11 protein-coding genes are annotated in these 17,366 nt (G+C 35.2%); 4 read left to right on the top strand and 7 right to left on the bottom strand.

The features are described from left to right. Position 1 precedes the first annotated feature (1 nt). The 4 genes from Z053_RS0108785 (at position 2) to Z053_RS0108770 (ending at position 4,655) form a co-directional block, all read left to right on the top strand. On the top strand, positions 2-1,756 hold the full coding sequence (locus Z053_RS0108785; RefSeq protein WP_025664658.1) for a PspC domain-containing protein: 1,755 nt from the start codon (positions 2-4) through the stop codon (positions 1,754-1,756). 63 nt (positions 1,757-1,819) lie between these two features. Beyond that, positions 1,820-2,539, top strand: a complete 720-nt coding sequence (locus Z053_RS0108780) for a head GIN domain-containing protein (protein ID WP_025664657.1) — start codon at positions 1,820-1,822, stop codon at positions 2,537-2,539. Positions 2,540-2,797: 258 nt separating this feature from the next. Beyond that, complete coding sequence (locus Z053_RS0108775) at positions 2,798-3,568, top strand: hypothetical protein (protein ID WP_025664656.1); 771 nt, start codon at positions 2,798-2,800, stop codon at positions 3,566-3,568. A 229-nt stretch (positions 3,569-3,797) separates the two neighbouring features. Continuing rightward, positions 3,798-4,655: a GIN domain-containing protein gene (locus tag Z053_RS0108770; RefSeq protein WP_025664655.1), complete on the top strand. Its 858-nt coding sequence runs from the start codon at positions 3,798-3,800 to the stop codon at positions 4,653-4,655. A gap of 55 nt (positions 4,656-4,710) precedes the next feature. Here Z053_RS0108770 and trxB read toward each other — a convergent pair whose 3' ends face one another. The 7 genes from trxB to Z053_RS0108735 all read right to left on the bottom strand — a co-directional run bounded on the left by trxB (position 4,711) and on the right by Z053_RS0108735 (position 17,152). After that, the gene (gene trxB / locus Z053_RS0108765) at positions 4,711-5,679 is read right to left on the bottom strand and encodes a thioredoxin-disulfide reductase (RefSeq protein ID WP_025664654.1); all 969 of its coding nucleotides are present in this window, start codon (positions 5,677-5,679) and stop codon (positions 4,711-4,713) included. 327 nt (positions 5,680-6,006) lie between these two features. Beyond that, positions 6,007-7,020 carry a hypothetical protein gene (locus tag Z053_RS0108760; RefSeq protein ID WP_025664653.1) on the bottom strand — a complete coding sequence of 338 codons (1,014 nt, stop codon included), beginning with the start codon at positions 7,018-7,020 and terminating at the stop codon, positions 6,007-6,009. Positions 7,021-7,120: 100 nt separating this feature from the next. After that, a complete protein-coding gene (locus tag Z053_RS29970; RefSeq protein ID WP_051476009.1) occupies positions 7,121-8,782 on the bottom strand; it encodes a cadherin domain-containing protein in 1,662 nt (553 codons plus the stop codon). Between the two features lie 71 nt (positions 8,783-8,853). Next, positions 8,854-10,782 (bottom strand): NHL repeat-containing protein, encoded by a 1,929-nt coding sequence (locus Z053_RS29965; RefSeq protein ID WP_025664652.1) that lies wholly within the window; start codon positions 10,780-10,782, stop codon positions 8,854-8,856. Between the two features lie 96 nt (positions 10,783-10,878). Next, positions 10,879-12,786, bottom strand: a complete 1,908-nt coding sequence (locus Z053_RS29960) for a cadherin domain-containing protein (protein WP_025664651.1) — start codon at positions 12,784-12,786, stop codon at positions 10,879-10,881. 10 nt (positions 12,787-12,796) lie between these two features. Further along, positions 12,797-14,458 carry a cadherin domain-containing protein gene (locus Z053_RS30675; protein WP_025664650.1) on the bottom strand — a complete coding sequence of 554 codons (1,662 nt, stop codon included), beginning with the start codon at positions 14,456-14,458 and terminating at the stop codon, positions 12,797-12,799. An 849-nt stretch (positions 14,459-15,307) separates the two neighbouring features. Further along, entirely contained in the window at positions 15,308-17,152 is a 1,845-nt protein-coding gene (locus tag Z053_RS0108735) for a tetratricopeptide repeat-containing sensor histidine kinase (RefSeq protein ID WP_025664649.1), read from the bottom strand. Between the last annotated feature and the right edge of the window lie 214 nt (positions 17,153-17,366).

Raw genomic sequence — 17,366 nt, 5'->3', positions numbered from 1 at the left:
AATGAATAAGACAGTTAATATAAATTTAGCAGGCATATTTTTTCATATAGACGAAAACGCTTACTTAAAACTGCAACGCTATCTCAGCGCTATAAAACGCTCATTTACCGATTCACAAGGGAGAGATGAGATTATATCTGATATAGAAGCCAGAATAGCAGAATTGTTCAGTGAAAAAATAAAGGATGAACGACAGGTTATCGGAAACAAAGAAGTAGAAGAAGTAATTACTGTAATGGGACAGCCAGAAGATTATAGATTAGATGAAGAAATCTTCGAAGATGAACCAAAAGCATCATATCAAAAAACGAAAGCATCAAGACAACTATTTAGAGATACAACAAACTCTTATGTTGGAGGAGTAAGTTCTGGTTTAAGTCACTATCTGGGGATTGAACCAATTTGGATTAGATTAGCTTGGGTATTGTTTACCGTTTTCTCTAGTGGAGCATTTGTTCTGATCTATATCGCATTTTGGATTTTTGTACCAGAAGCAAAAACAACAGCCGATTTTTTGGCAATGAAAGGTGAAGCTGTTAATATTAGTAATATAGAAAAGAAAATTAAAGAAGGATTTGATGGTGTAGCAGATACTGTAAAAAATGTAGATTATCAAAAATATAGCAGCAAAGTAAAAAGCAGTTCTACTACTTTTTTTGAAGCTTTAGGCGATGTATTACTATTCTTCTTAAAGATTTTTGTGAAATTTATAGGTGTGATTCTTATTATAGTGGCCGGAGTTACTCTTATTAGTTTATTTGTTGGTCTGTTTACGATAGGAACATTTGGATTTATGGATGCTCCCTGGGTAGAATATATTGAAGTAGGCAGCCATCCCGAAGTTCCACTATGGTTAGTATCATTAGTAACATTTTTTGCCGTAGGAATACCTTTTTTCTTCCTGTTTATTCTTGGTCTAAAAATTCTGATAAAAAACCTAAAATCTATCGGAACACCAGCCAAATTAGGTTTATTAGGTGTATGGATATTTTCTCTTATCGGGTTAGGAATTCTTGGAGTTAGACAAGCTACACTCGAAGCGTATGACGCAGAAGTGATTATGGAGCAAAAAGTACTTCCTATCACAAGCAACGATACGCTAACCATTAAAATGGAGGGAAATAACAGATATACCAAACATCTATATCATAGAAATGATTATAAAATCAAAAGAGATGACCAAGGAAATCGAGTAATCGTTATCCAGGATATAGAAGTATATTTAAAAGCTTCTAAAAGAGATTCGACAGTACGAATTACAATAGAAAAAAATGCAGAAGGAAGATCCTATGAAGAAGCTTCTAAAAGAGCCGAAGAACTCAAATACGGGTATGAAGTGCATGGTAATACACTCTTATTAGATGGATACGCAATTACTGATTATGCTAACAAATACAGAGATCAGGAAATAAAAGTAACCCTAACACTACCAGAAGGAATTACCGTGTATGCAAATGATAACACTTCTGGATTTAATAACTCATGGAAATACGATGATTATATCTCTATTGATGGTAAAGAAGGAGAATACATCAAATTAGTTGATGGGAAATTCGAATGTGAAGAATGCCCAGAAGATGATAATGATTGGGAATATAACGAATGGGACGAAGACGATGATAGCGTAAACATAAATATAAACTCTGAAGACAACGATTTTAAATTAAAAATCGGAGAAGACGGAGTAGAACTAAATAATGAACCCGTAAAAGTAAAAATAGACGAGGACGGAATAGAAATAAAAACCGAAAATTAAATCAATCTGCTTCTGGCAGACTAATCAAAAAACGAACAGTTAAACATATCAAAACAAACAATTATGACCACACTAGCCAAAATTATTATCACCTTTTGCTTATCAGCTTTATGCTGCTCTTGTAATGTTGTCTTTAATGGGGTTAAAGGCCAGGGAGAAGTAATTAGAAAAGAAAGAACTATTAACCAGGACTTTAACGCTATTAAAGCAAGTAGAGGTTTAGATGTTATCCTGGTAGATGATTCTGATCAAAAAGTAATCGTAGAAGCCAATAAAAACTTACACGATCATATCGAAGTATATGTAGAAGGCAATACGCTATACGTTACTTCTGATGAAAATATATACTTTGCTGACGAAAAAAATGTATTTGTGTCCTATGACAAAATCAATAAAGTTCATGTTAATAGTGGTGCAAGTGTCTCTTCTAATGAGCCTGTAGTTCAAAAAGAACTTGATCTTAGTGCTACTAGTGGTGCAGATATTAAATTAAAGGTAAAAGCCGAAACAATAACAACTTCTGTTACCAGCGGTGCCATGATGAATTTAACCGGAAAAGTAAACAATCATAAAGCAAATGCTACCAGTGGTGCAGATATTCGTGCAGAAGATTTGTTAAGTTTAGTATCCGAAGCAAGAGCAACAAGTGGTGCTTCTATTAAAATCCATGCAAAAAATGAGTTTACCGGGAAAGCAACAAGTGGTGCAGATGTTGTTTACTACGGAAATCCAGAAAAAGTATCTGAAACAGATAACTCTGGTGGAGATGTTAGAGGCCACTAAGAGCTAACAACCCAATCAATAATCAACCAAAACTAAGCTGTCTGAGAAAGCAACACTAACCAACCAATGCTTTCCGGGCAGTTTTTTTATAAGACCCCTGTTCCTTTTAAATCTAGTTAAAAATACTTCCTCTCTTCTTATAGAGTATAAAAATACAAGAAAGTGTCCTGATTTTTTGAAAATCAAAAAATCAGGACACTTCATAATTTGACAGTATTAAGTTTGCTTCAAATATTAACAAACTTAAAAAATCACAAAATGAAGTATTTAAATGCCGCAAAATTCGTGCTCATTGCATGTTTTACACTTGTTATTATCTCCTGTCAAGAAGAAGATCAGGATATCCAAGAAGATACTATAACAAATGACATCTCAGAAGTCGAAGAAATTGATTTGGCAACCTTCAATTTCTCTAACGGAATTAGTTTAACCATGAGTAAAGGATATGAAGAATCAGACCCATATATCGCTACTTTAGAATCTGGTCCTAATGACACCAAGATGTTTATTGATTTTAAAAATAACTCTATGCTCAAGGTATACTTATCTCTTACTCCCGAAGGTACTCCTGTACCTAAAGCTCTAATAGATTTTGCTAGCTCTGATGAAAAAGCAAAGGTATCAAGTAACAGATCGATAGTAGAAAAATTAGATCACTCGGTTTTTTCTATAAAAGAATTCCCTGTAAAATTAATGACCACAAATCTTAATTTAGAGACCAAAGCCTTCTGTCATAATTTTCCAGGTGCAGAGCAATGTTATAATAGTCAAACGACTAGTAGACGTTATCAATCATCTGCTACATGGAAGTTTATACAAATGTATACATCGGTTTTTCATGATAGTAATGGGAGTGTAAGTGCTCACCTTACCTGGGGTAAAAATAAACATAAACACAAAGAACATACTATACAACCAGGATGGTGGGCAGTAAAAGGAGCATCAAGTACCTTTGGAAAAAGAAGAGGTTCATATCGCTTCGCTCCTTTTGGAGAACATTGGAAAGGGTATACCGATGTTCATAATTAATCATTTTAGGTAAAAACATTTGATATTTTAGAAGGTTGCCATATAGCAACCTTCTTTTAGTAATAACAAAATATTTCATAAACATATAATACCAAAGAATGACGCTCTATTATTTTTTAATCTGAAATAATTTATACCACTTCTCTATTTATATTTGTAACAAGTTTTATACAGAACTATACTTAAAGGCAAAAAAAACTGTTTATTAGTATATAAATTTCGCACAAATATGAGAGCACTATTGTTATTATTGGCATTTCTGGTATTGGGAAACACTTATGGACAAAAGGAAAAAATTAAAGGCAACAAAATTGTTAGCACAGAACAACTAGACGTTGAAGACTTCCATACCATAGAAATTCATGAAGGTTTCGAAGTTACACTAGATGAAAGTAATGATAATCAAGTAAAGATCGAAGCAGATAGTAATCTGCAAGAGGTTATACAGGTAGAAGTTGTAGATAGTGTTTTAACAATCAAGTCGGATCGGGATATGCGACGTGCAAAAGCATTAAATCTCGATATCTCTTATGCTTCAGAATTAAAGAAAATTATACTATATGACAAAGTAAATGTTAGATCATTGTCTCCTATAAACACTACTAAACTAATTGTAAATGCAAATGATAATGCCGAAGTATTTCTTACAGCTGATGCCAATGAAGTAGATTGCATAATCAATGGAAAATCGATAGTAGAGTTACATGTTACAGCTCAGGAAGTTACTTATCAAATAAATGAAAGTTCAGAAATAAAAGGAATTATTACAACCGATAGTCTTAAAGTAGATTTATACCAAAAAGGATATGCTAAACTTGAAGGAGAAGTAAAATCGATGTTAGTACGAGTAGATAGCGACACCGATTTTTATGGTGAAAAATTGAGTGTTGCCAAAACTACATTAATCGCAGAAGGTGCCAGTGATTGTTATATTTTGACCAACGAAGAAATTAGTATTGAAGCTAAAGATAAAACCGAAATTTACCTGCTTGGTGAACCAAAGGTCATCATAAACACCTTTGCCAATGAAGCTATTTTGTATAAGAAAAATATAGACTACGTTCCTAGTAGGTTTAGGTTAAATTAAAAAAGAATGTCTCGTTTAGCGAGACATTCTTTTTTAATGCTATATTTTTTTCGGCTTAGGCAGAAACTTCGTCACTAGTTTCTACTGTTGCCAGATATCGTTCTGCATCCAGAGCTGCCATACATCCTGTTCCTGCAGCAGTAACAGCTTGTCTGTATTCTTTATCCTGAACATCTCCTGAGGCAAACACTCCCGGAATATTCGTCTTTGTAGACTTACCTTCGGTAATCAAATATCCGGTATCATCCATATCTAATTGTCCTTTAAAGATATCTGTATTTGGTTTATGACCAATAGCGATAAACAAACCAGTAATCTCGATCTCTTCTTTATTACCTGTCTGATTATTTACCATTCGTAATCCTTCTACCACCTGATCTCCTAATACCTCATCAACTTCAGTATTATACATCACCTTAATATTGGATGTATTATTTACTCGATGTTGCATAGCTTTAGAAGCTCTCATATGATCTTTACGAACCAACATCGTAACATTAGTACATATATTAGCTAGGTATGTAGCCTCTTCTGCTGCAGTATCCCCTGCTCCGACAATTGCTACATCCTGTCCTTTGTAAAAGAACCCATCGCATACCGCACATGCCGATACTCCACCACCTCGTAATTTTTGTTCGCTAGGTAATCCCAGGTATTTTGCCGTAGCTCCCGTAGAGATAATAACGGTCTCTGCTTCAATCTGCGTAGCGTTATCCACGGTTACTTTATGGATTCCTCCAACTTCTTTACTAAAATCAACAGCAGTTACCATCCCAATACGTACCTCTGTACCAAAACGCTCTGCTTGTTGTTGTAATTGTACCATCATTGTTGGCCCATCAATTCCTTCTGGGTATCCGGGGAAATTATCTACTTCTGTTGTAGTTGTTAATTGGCCACCTGGTTCCATACCAGTGTACATAATGGGTTTAAGATCTGCTCTTGCTGCATATATTGCTGCAGTATATCCTGCAGGACCCGAACCTATAATAAGACACTTTATTCTTTCTATTGTATCAGACATATTCTCATCATTTTATATGATGTAAAAGTAGCAATTTGATCATAAACCTTACAGTAAAGTTATTAAGAATTGTTATATCTATATAGACATCTTATATCTAAGCTTTATATATTGAATTTACTACAGCTACCAATTACAACAACTACTTTTGCAATAGTATATCAACATAAAAAGCATAAATATTTTCATTATAAATAACAAAGAGGCAGACGATTATTACGTCTGCCTCTGGTTATCCATTTCAATTGTTCTAGAAAAGTTTTATCTTCTAAAAACAAATTCAAATCAGGGTAGGATGATTACTTGTAAAGACAACAACAAGTGTCTTTAATTTACATTTACCGTTGTACCACAGTTTTGGTTTGCTCCAACAATTAAGGTTCCATTACTTGCAGATGAATTTCCACTAAAACTATAGTATTGGTTTTTCTTACAATTAAAAGTACCTCTTCCATTTGCTGAAACTCGTGATCCATTGCTAGAACCTTCTTCATAAATATAAATATCTTTTCCTGTATTATTGCTAATAGTCACTTCGCTTTCGAGACTGCTTTGTCTTGCAGATGCATTTCTTTCTTTAATACGCTTATACTCTGCAGAATTATACCAGTCATCTCTTTGCTTATTAATCGCTCCTATTATAAATTCTCTAATCTGGTCTATATTTTCAATAAGTGCTGCGTTTTTAGGACTCTTTATCCATTTTGCATATACTTCTTGTTGTTTATGATATGCATTGTCTAAATATTCCTGAAGGGTTTTATGCGGCTGCATCGCCTTCATTTTTTTAGGAGATTTCATCACTTCCTTCATCTTTTTTAATCCTCCCATTTTTTTAGCTTGATACTCTAATACAGCTTTAAGCTCATAATTATCCTTATCAACCCAATCTTCAATCATAAAAATTTTACCATCAATAAAAACTATTCGATTTCCATCAGACAGTCTATTAATTCTAGGAGAATATCCTATCTCTTTTTGCATAGCCGGGCTTCCTTCATAAACTTTTTGAACATAGGTTATCGGGAATGCTTCATTATCTGGTAAAAACATGGTTTCTTTATGATCATCAGGACGATCAGGATCTTCTCCGAACAGCATATATACCTCCTTATGAACACCAGGTTGAACTGTATACTCTTTAAAATTGGTAATTTTATATAGCAATACATCCAAGCCTCCTTCATAGGTACCACTACTGCTCTGCTGTGTTAAATACGCGGTATAATTTCCTACCTGTATAGATTCTAATTGTTGGGTTTGATGTTTTATCCCTCCTTGCGCTTTTAGGTTATAGCTAAAAAATAATATGCATAATCCTAAGATTGTGATTTTTTTCATTTTAGTTTTTTTATAGTAATTACTGTATTAAAAATTATAGGTAACATAGTAACACCATCCCAAATCTTAGAACTTGAGATGGTGCTTGATTCATCTATTTTTAACGATTATTAGAAATAACAATTTTACGAATACGGCTACTTCCATTATCGGTTACATAAAAAATTCCTGAACCAGCAGAAGCGATCCCATATGCTGAATTAAATGTTGCAACTGTCCCATCACCATCTGTAGAACCTGTAGATCCATTACCTGCTAAAGTAGTAACTACTTTAGCAGGAGTAATTTTACGAACTCTACGATTACCAAAATCTGTCACATACAAATTATCATTGGCATCTACGGTGATATCTCTAGGGTAGCTAAATCTTGCAGAAGTACCTGTATTATCAAGAAAACCTGCGGTACCATTCCCTACAATAGTAGCTACTACTCCTGCTGGAGTAATTTTACGAACGCGATGATTAGCATTATCACATACGTATATATCTCCGTTACTGTTTACTGTTAATCCAGATGGGTGATTAAACCTTGCATTAAGTCCTGTACCATCTGCAAAACCTGGAGACCCTCCTGCAAGATTTGTTACTACTCCCGTTGGAGTAACTTTACGAATACGATGATTACCATAGTCTGAAACATAGACATTTCCTGAAGCATCAACTGCTACCCCTCTAGGGCCATTAAATCTTGCTGCTGTACCTGTACCATTTGCAGAACCAGATATCCCAGAACCTGCAAGCGTGGTTACTACTCCTGCCGGAGTAATTTTACGAATACGATTATTATTAGAATCTGCAATATAAAGATTATCATTTGCATCTATAGCAATATCATATGGGGCATTAAATTGTGCCGCAGTACCTGTACCATCTGCATATCCAAAAGTGCTCCCTGCAAAGGTAGTTACTACTCCTGCCGGGGTAATTTTACGAATACGTTGATTAGAAACATCTGCGACAAAGAGATTACCATGACTATCTACTGCACACCCCGAAGGAAGAGCAAATCTTGCCGCGGTACCTGTAGCATCGACATACCCAGAAAAGCTCCCAGCAAAAGTACTCACTGTTACGGTACTTGTTTCTACTACATCAGTAACATTAATAGTAATCTGTGCAGATGCTGTAAGTGTTCCATCACTTGCGGTAATGGTTACAACATGACTAGTTGTAGTTTCAAAATCTAACGACTCTCCTTGGGATAGTTTTATCTTATCATCTTCAATAATAAATGCCGTCGTAGGATTATCTGGGTTAGTAAGTGTATAAGTCAAATTATCGCCATCTGGATCAGTTGCTACAATAGTACCTATTACATCTGTTGTATTTATATTTTCTGCCACACTAAAAGTTTGATCTGCAATAACAGGGGGCATATTTTCATCTACATCGATAACCGTAATTGTTATTTTTGCAGCTGCTTTAGCTTTACCATCGGTTACTTCTACAGTGATTTCATGTGTAGTTTTGGTTTCAAAATCTAATGTTTTTCCTGTTACCAAACTTAATGCTCCTGCTTTAGTGATTTCGAATAGATTATCGCTGTTTGCAGTAATGCTATAGCTTAGCTCCTCTTTATCTGCATCGGTAGCTTCTACAGTACCTAATACATCTGTATCTGTTACCGACTCTGAAGCATTAAAAGATTGTGCTTTGATCTCTGGGGCATTATTAACCGGTGTAATAGCAGGGTCATCATCTTTACTACACGATAGTAGTATTATTGCTGTACATAGCAACAGTAGTTTTATAGTTTTCATAATATCATCTTATTTAAGTTGAATAGGGTTTACTGTAAAACTTTTACAGTAAACCCTATTTGTGTTATTATTTATTGAACAAATATTTTTCGGATATAATCATTTTGATAATCGGTGACATAAATAGTTCCCGAACCATCTATACACAGATTAATCGGCTCATTAAATTGAGCAACATTAGCATTACCATTGGCAAAGCCCATAGTACCAGAACCGGCATAGGTAGACACGACTCCTGCAGGAGTAATTTTACGAATACGATGATTATCTTTATCAGCTACATATATATTACCGCTGGTATCTCGGGTAACTCCATACGGAGAACTAAACTGCGCTGTCGCACCAGCACCATCTGCATACCCCTGTGAAGACCCTGCAAGAGTGAGCACTGATCCCGTATCGGTAATCTGGCGAATTACATGATTCGAAGCATCTGCTATATATAGGTTTGTGGATAGACCAATAACTACATCAATAGGTTCATTAAACTGGGCTGTGGTAGTGTTCCCATTAACCAAACCACTAGCACCAGTACCTGCGTGAGTATATACTACACCAGCTGTATTAATATAACGGATACTATGATTGCCTGTATCTGCTACATATAGATCACCATTTGCATGCACATCTATCCCATACGGAGAATCAAACTGAGCCGCGATACCTGTACCATTTACAAAACCGCTAATACCCGATCCTGCAATAGTAGATACAACACCCGCAGGAGTAATTTTTCTAATTCGATGATTACCAGTATCAGCAACATAAATGTTTCCTGCTGTATCTATTGCCAAACCATTAGGGTTATCAAACTGAGCAGTTATACCAGGACCATCTGCAAACCCTGCAACACCAGATCCTGCCAGAACTGTCGTTCCTCCCGAAGAAAGGTATTTAAGAATACGATCTTTACGAGTATCTGCTACATATATATTTCCCGAGGCATCTACTACTATTCCCGTTTGCAGTTTATTAAGAGCTAAAATGCTCCCTACATTTACATCAGAAACGTTAGTAATGTTTATGGTTACTGTAACGGGGGTCGCGCTTAACGTTCCGTCACTTACATGAGCTTGGAACGAGTAACTTGTTCTGGTTTCAAAATCTAAACTCCCTCTGGATTTTAGGCTTATTTCACCAGTATTCACATCAATTTCAAAATTATCACTGTGTACATTATTAGCCAACCTATAGCTAACCGCATCAGCCTCTGGATCTATTGCACTCAAAGTACCTATAACAACAGTTTCTGCTATATTTTCGGCAGCAGTAAATGTAGTAGAGCTATTCCCAAAAACAGGCGCTTCATTTACATTTGTAACTGTAATAGTAACCTGCGCAGATGTTGTAAATGTACCATCGTTTACTGTAACTGTTGCGGTATGACTGGTAAGCGTTTCATAATCCAAGAATCCTGATTTTAGTTTGATCTCATTGCCCGTCATTTCAAATTCGGCTACAGCACCTGCAAGATTAGTCATGGTATATGTAAGGTTATCATTATCAGGATCACTAGCCACTACACTACCTACAATTGTATTAAAAGAGCTATTCTCTGCAATGGTAAAACTTTGTGCCGTAATTACCGGTGGCATGTTTTCGTCTACATCAATAACAGTAATCGTTATTTTTGCAGATGCTTTGGCTTTACCATCGGTTACTTCTACCGTAATTTCATGAGTAGTTTTGGTTTCAAAATCCAATGTTTTTCCTGCTACCAGGCTTAGTGCTCCTGCTTTAGTAATTTCAAATACATCATCACTATTTGCAGTAATGCTATAACTTAACTCATCTTTGTCTGCATCGGTAGCTTTTACCATACCAAATACATCTGTATTGGCTGCAGTTTCTGATACGTTAAAAGATTGTGCCTTAATTTCTGGAGCGATATTTTTGGGAGGCTCTACAGGAGTTGTTGCCTCATCATCTTTGCTACAACTATTAAGAAGTAATACTACTCCAATAGTAAAAAGCATGAGGGCTTTGGATATTTTTTTCATTGTGTTATAGTCTAAATTTTGGGTATATCATCGTTTTACTAAACATCAACCTCATCTCAAGTTCTAAAACCTGAGATGAGGGTTGCATACCTATGTTTATTGAATGATGATCTTACGGATACGGTTATTGCGTTCATCGGCTACATATACATTCCCCGATGCATCTACCGCCACTCCCGAAGGATGTCTAAATCTAGCTACCGAACCTGTACCATCTGCAAATCCCTGACTAGATCCTGCTATAGTCGATACTACTCCAGCAGGAGTAATCTTACGAATACGATGGTTTAGTCTATCGGCTACGTATACATTTCCCGATGCATCCACTGCTACCCCGGTAGGTGAAAAAAACCGAGCTGATATAAGAGAACTACTATCTGCAAATCCTGCAATAGTACCAGCAAAAGTGGTTACTACACCTACTGGAGTAATTTTACGAATACGATGATTTCGCTCATCAGCTACATATAGATTTCCATTGGTATCTATAGTTATTCCTGCTGGATTATCAAATCTAGCTGCAGTACCAGTCCCATTGGCAAAGCCTTGAGTAGATCCTACAAAAGTAGACACCACTCCGGCAGGTGTAATTTTACGAATACGGTGATTCTGATAATCAGACACATACACATTTCCTGAGGCATCTATTGCTACCCCTTCTGGGTGATTAAATCGAGCTGCAGTACCTGTAGCATCAAAATAACCTTGAGTTCCTCCTGCTACAGTAGTTACTACTCCATTAGGTGTAATTTTACGAATACGGTGATTATTTCGATCTGCAACATATACATTACCTGCAGCGTCTACTGCTACTCCAAAAGGAAAATTAAACCGTGCTGCAGCACCTGTACCATCTGCAAATCCTTGAGTGCCTCCTGCAAAAATACTTGCTGTTCCTCCTGGGGTAATTTTACGAATACGATGATTACTGAAATCTGCAATATATATATTTCCTGATCCATCTACTGCCACTCCCGTAGGGTTGTTATATAATGCAAAACCTCCTGTAGGTCCCACAGATGTTACACTTACATCAGTAACATCGGTTACATTAATACGTACTCCATGTTGCAAGGCTGTAAGGTTTCCATCGGTTGCTTGTACTGTTATGGTATGACTGGTTTGGTTTTCGTAATCTAGAAATTTTCCTGTTGATAAACTTATTTCACCATCACTGTTGATTTCAAAAAGACTGCCCGGGTTATTATTAAGCGTATAAATTAGATTATCCCCTTCAGGATCTGTAGCCGTTACCGTAGCAATAATAACCGTATCATCGATATCTTCTGGTTGACTAAAAGTATAATTCCGATCTGCGAATGTTGGTGCTTCATTTACATCAGTAACATTTATGGTAACCTGTGCCGATGCCGTAAGTGTACCATCGTCTACAGTAATAGTAACATTATGTTTTGTAAAATCTTCATAATTTAAAACACCTGATTTTAGTTTGATCTCATTACCTACAATTTCAAATGTAGCTACTGTACCAATAGAGTTAGTAAGTGTATACGTTAGCGTATCACCATCGGGATCTGTAGCAACCACAGAACCAACAACTGTATTAAAAGAGCTGTTTTCTGCAATAGTAAAACTTTGTGCTGCAATAACAGGCGGCATGTTTTCATCTACATCGATAACAGCAATCGTTATTTTTGCAGCTGCTTTGGCCTTTCCATCGGTTACTTCAACCGTAATCTCATGAGTCGTTTTGGTTTCAAAATCAAGTGTCTTACCTGCCACCAGGCTTAGTGCTCCTGCTTTAGTGATTTCGAATAGATCATCACTGTTTGCAGTAATGCTATAGCTTAACTCATCTTGGTCTGCATCGGTAGCTTTTACAGTACCAAATATATCTGTATCTGCTGCCGATTCTGACACGTTAAAAGATTGTGTCTTAATCTCTGGTGCTTTATTAGCCAGGGGGGTCGTTGCATCATCATCTTTACTACAGGATAGTAGTAATATTGCTGTACATAGCAACAGTAGTTTTATTGTTTTCATACTATGTTTTTTAATTATTTGAAAAAGGTTCTATTTTACGAACACTGTGATTAGACTCATCTGTTACATAAAAAACTCCGGATGCATTTACTGTAATCCCTGAGGGTTGTCTGAATCGAGCTGTAGCTCCTGTACCATTTACAAATCCAAAATCATTAGATCCTGCAAGAATACTTACAACACCTGCAGATGTAATCTTACGGATACAGTGATTACTCCTATCTGTTACGTATAGATTTCCTGAATTATCAATAGTTATACCTTCTGGAATATTAAACCTTGCTTGCGTACCTGTACCATCTGCAAAACCTTGATTAGTTCCTGCAAACGTAGTAACTACACCTGCTGGAGTGACTTTACGAATACGGTGATTAAAGCCATCTGTTACGTATACGTTATCATTATTATCTACAGCAACATCATGTGGAGCTTTAAACATGGCTGCAGTACCTGTGCCATCTGCGAAACCACGAGAACTTCCTGCAAGTGTAGTCACTACACCAGCGGGAGTAATTTTACGAATACGGTTGTTTCCATAATCTGCTACATAAACATTGCCATTACTATCTACATCCAATCCATAAGGTTCATTAAACTGTGCAGCGGTACCCGTACCATCTGCAGAACCTGCAACGCCAGAACCTGCCAATGTAGTCACCACACCTGCCGGAGTAATTTTACGAATGCGATGATTTATATAATCTCCTACATATATATTATCATTTGCATCTATAGCTATGCCATAAGGGCTATTAAATTTAGCAGCAGTACCCGTACCATCTGCGTATCCAAAAGTACTTCCTGCAAAAGTGCTCACTACCCCTGCAGGAGTAATTTTGCGAATAACATTATTGTTTCGATCTGCTACATAGATATTACCATTACTATCAACATCTACCCCTATTGGAGTTGAAAACTGTGCTGATGTCCCTGTACCGTTTGTAAAACCAAACGTTCCATTACCTGCCAAAGTACGAACTCTTAGTCCTTGATCTCCCGTTTCTAAAACATCGGTTATATTAATATATATTCTAGCCGAACTTTCTCCTCCATTTCCATCAGAAACTGTTATCGTAATTGCATAGTTAGTCCTTGATTCGTAATCCAAAACTTTATTAGGAGCAAGACTTAGTATCCCATCTCCTGCAACTTCAAATAGGTTATCATCATTATCTTTAATTCTATAGGTTAATGTATCTCCTTCTGGATCTGTTGCTGTTACGACATCAATAACAGAATTTGTAACATCTTCGGCTACTGTAAATGTTTGATCATCAATTACTGGTGATTGATTTTCGTTTACATCTGTCACGGTAATTGTTATTTTTGCAGATGCTTTGGCTTTACCATCAGTTACTTCTACAGTGATTTCATAAGTCGTTTTGGTTTCAAAATCTAATGTTTTTCCTGCTACCAAACTTAGTGCTCCTGCTTTTGTGATCTCGAATAGGTTATCACTGTTTGCGGTAATACTATAACTTAATGCATCTTTGTCTGGATCGGTTGCTTTTACGGTACCAAATACATCTGTATCTGTCGCTGATTCTGATACGGTAAAGGATTGCGCCTTGATCTCTGGCGCTTTATTAACTGGTGGTGTAGCATCATCATCTTTACTACAAGATAGTGCTAGTATTACTATACCTAGCAAAAGTAATTTAATTGTTTTCATAGTACAGTTTCTCATTATTATGGGTTACTTTTTTTGATGTTTGTTTTCGATGTATACTTGAGAGTGTTAGAAAAGGAAGGGATTCCTTCTAATAGTTTTTTAAGAATGTTTTGTTTCCAAATAGTTACCAATTACTAAAACAGCGATATAGCTATGTTTTGGTTTAGAAAAGCGCAATACATTCTGAAATAAATATTGAAATCGGAGTAGTTGTTTTACCATATTTTAATTTTTTGAATTACTAATCATTGGCAAGAATACAGACAACCAGGCAGAAGCAAACAAATGAGTTTGTGAAACGCTATTTGAGTTTGTGAATGGAAAGTTTGCTATAAAAAAGAAGGTATACTACTGATAATATGAAGTATACTATTATATAAATGAATTGGCAATCTATATTTTAAAAGCTATAAAAAATGAAGTCGTTTAAACTTTTTTAGGATAAAATAGGATACCTGGGGGGTACTTATCAAGTACCCTTCCCCTACTGCAGAAGTACCCCTCCCCGTGTGCAAACACAGGGACATCCTATGTTCAACACAGGTACTTCCTCTGTTAAACATAGGGCACACCTCTCTTTTAAGTACCCCCTCCCACTAATCGAAGTACCCCTAACCAGAGTTACAGGTAGCAGCACCCACTACCATAAGTACCCCTATAACATATATGCCATCAACTTATCCACTTATATAAGTACCCTCCCCCACTTAGGCAAGTGGGGTTTAGCCTATTTTGTATGGTATAATATCATTTAGTTCTTATCCTGATAATGCATATACATACCTCTCAAGCTGATTTTAATTTTCTGTAATCCGTTTTTTATTACAGTACATAGAACTACATCACCAATTAATACTCTTTTTGATATGGCATTCTGATTTCTACTCTGGTACCCATAGCCAATTGATCATTATATAAATCAAATATCTGATATCCCACATCTGTACCATACTGATCTTTTAAGATTTCTAATCGCTGTTGTATAGCATTTAAGGCAAAAGATTCATGGTGATTACCTTGTCGCTCCTGTATCTTCTTTGCTTCCTTTCTACCAATACCATTATCGATGATCGTACATAACAAGTGATCTGTAAAAGTAAAATCTATAGTAAGTTGTTTTTTACCAGCTTTATGCAGCAAACCATGCAGTAATGCATTTTCTATAAAAGGTTGAACCATTAGAGAAAGTACAGATAAACCCTCTGTATTTATGCTTTGTATAGTGTATGTAAAATCATCTTCAAATCTTAATTTCTCTAGTTGAAGATATACATCTAAAAACTCAAGTTCTTTTTCTATCACTATAAAATTTTTACTAGAATAGTTTAAGGTGTTTCTAACCAATTGAGCAAACAAAACAATATAATCATAAGAAGAATCTGTATTTTGCTGAAGGATTAGATCCTGAATAGAATTGAGAGAATTAAATATAAAATGAGGATTCATCTGAGACTTTAAAGCTTTTAATTCACTTTCTTTATATTGCTTTTCTATCTCTAGTCGTTTTTGGGTTTCTTCTAATTCTCGTGAAAGAAATATTGCTTTTCTTTTTATTTTAGTTCTTTCAAAATAAAACAATGAAAGTAGGAATAAGAAACCTATTCCTGCCAAAGTGATAATGAAATATTCTTTATTCTGTCTTTTTTGGGCAATAACTACAATTGCTTTTTGTTCTGCTAATTCTTTGTCCTTTTTTATTTTTTCTGTTTCATACTTAACTTGCATTTCTTCCATTACGACTTTATTGTCATAAGAGAAAAGGCTATCCTTAATCTTATAGTGATCTTCTAAAAACTTATTAGCTTTTAAATAATTATTAATTCGTTTATAGAAGTTACTTTGGTTTAAGTATGCAGATTGTAATGATTTTAGATTTTTTTGGTTTTTATAAATTCGTATTGCTTTGCTAGTGAACTCTATTGCTTTATTAACATTTCCTAAATTGGCATAGGACTTTGCCATTTCTAAATTAGTATGTGCAATATTTGCCAATTGATTATTTTCTTCATAAAACTTCAAAGTTGGTTTCAAATAATGAATTGCTTCTTTAAACTCACCTCTCCTATTTGCTAATACACCCAATGATGAATTTGCAATATACACTCCTGTTGTAAATTTGGTTTCCTTGGCAATATATTTGGCTTTCTTGTAATGAAATTCTGCTTCTTCAAAATTATTTATATCACCATAGGCATTAGCCAAATAAAAATGTATCCCGGCTTTTTGGGGGCTAAGCGGTTGGTTCTTTAAAAGCTCTAAATTTTCTAATTGAATTTTGATTGCCTTTTTTGATTTTTTTAAATGAATGTATATTCTAGCCATACAATTATTGGTTAATAATAAGCCAGACACATCATTAATACTATCTTGAATTTTTTTTGCTTTTAAGGCATAAACAAGACCTTTATCATAGTTACCTGATTGAGTATGAAAAATACTATAACCCGTATATGAGCTACCTAATCCACTTATATAACCAATCTCTTTGCTAATCTCTATAGCTTCTAGAAGTAAAGCTTTACTTTTTGAGATATCCCGAAGTGTGTAATACTTGGTTAATTGGTTTAAAAGTTGAACTCTCGTAGAATCTCTTTGAAGATAAGTATCTACCCTCCTTTTGATACTATCTAATTCTTTTTCTTGCGCGTATGTTATCTGAATAATGAGTAGTAAAGAAATTGTAATAACCTTCATAAAAAAATTATTGCCACTGGATTAATTACTAAAAGTTTTACCTTTTTTTGAAGTTTATATTAAGTGTTTATATAGATGTAGGTTAAATTCATCTACATATAATCTTCAACAAGAATACAGATGACTATATAGAAGAGTACAAATGAGTTTGTGAAACTCAATTTGGGTTTGTGAACAGGATTAATATTTCTTTTTGTAGGGCATTCTAATTTCA

The sequence above is a fragment of the Aquimarina megaterium XH134 genome, from assembly GCF_000520975.1.
In the GTDB taxonomy this organism is placed as follows: domain Bacteria; phylum Bacteroidota; class Bacteroidia; order Flavobacteriales; family Flavobacteriaceae; genus Aquimarina; species Aquimarina megaterium.
This window is presented reverse-complemented; position numbering and strand designations above follow the sequence as displayed.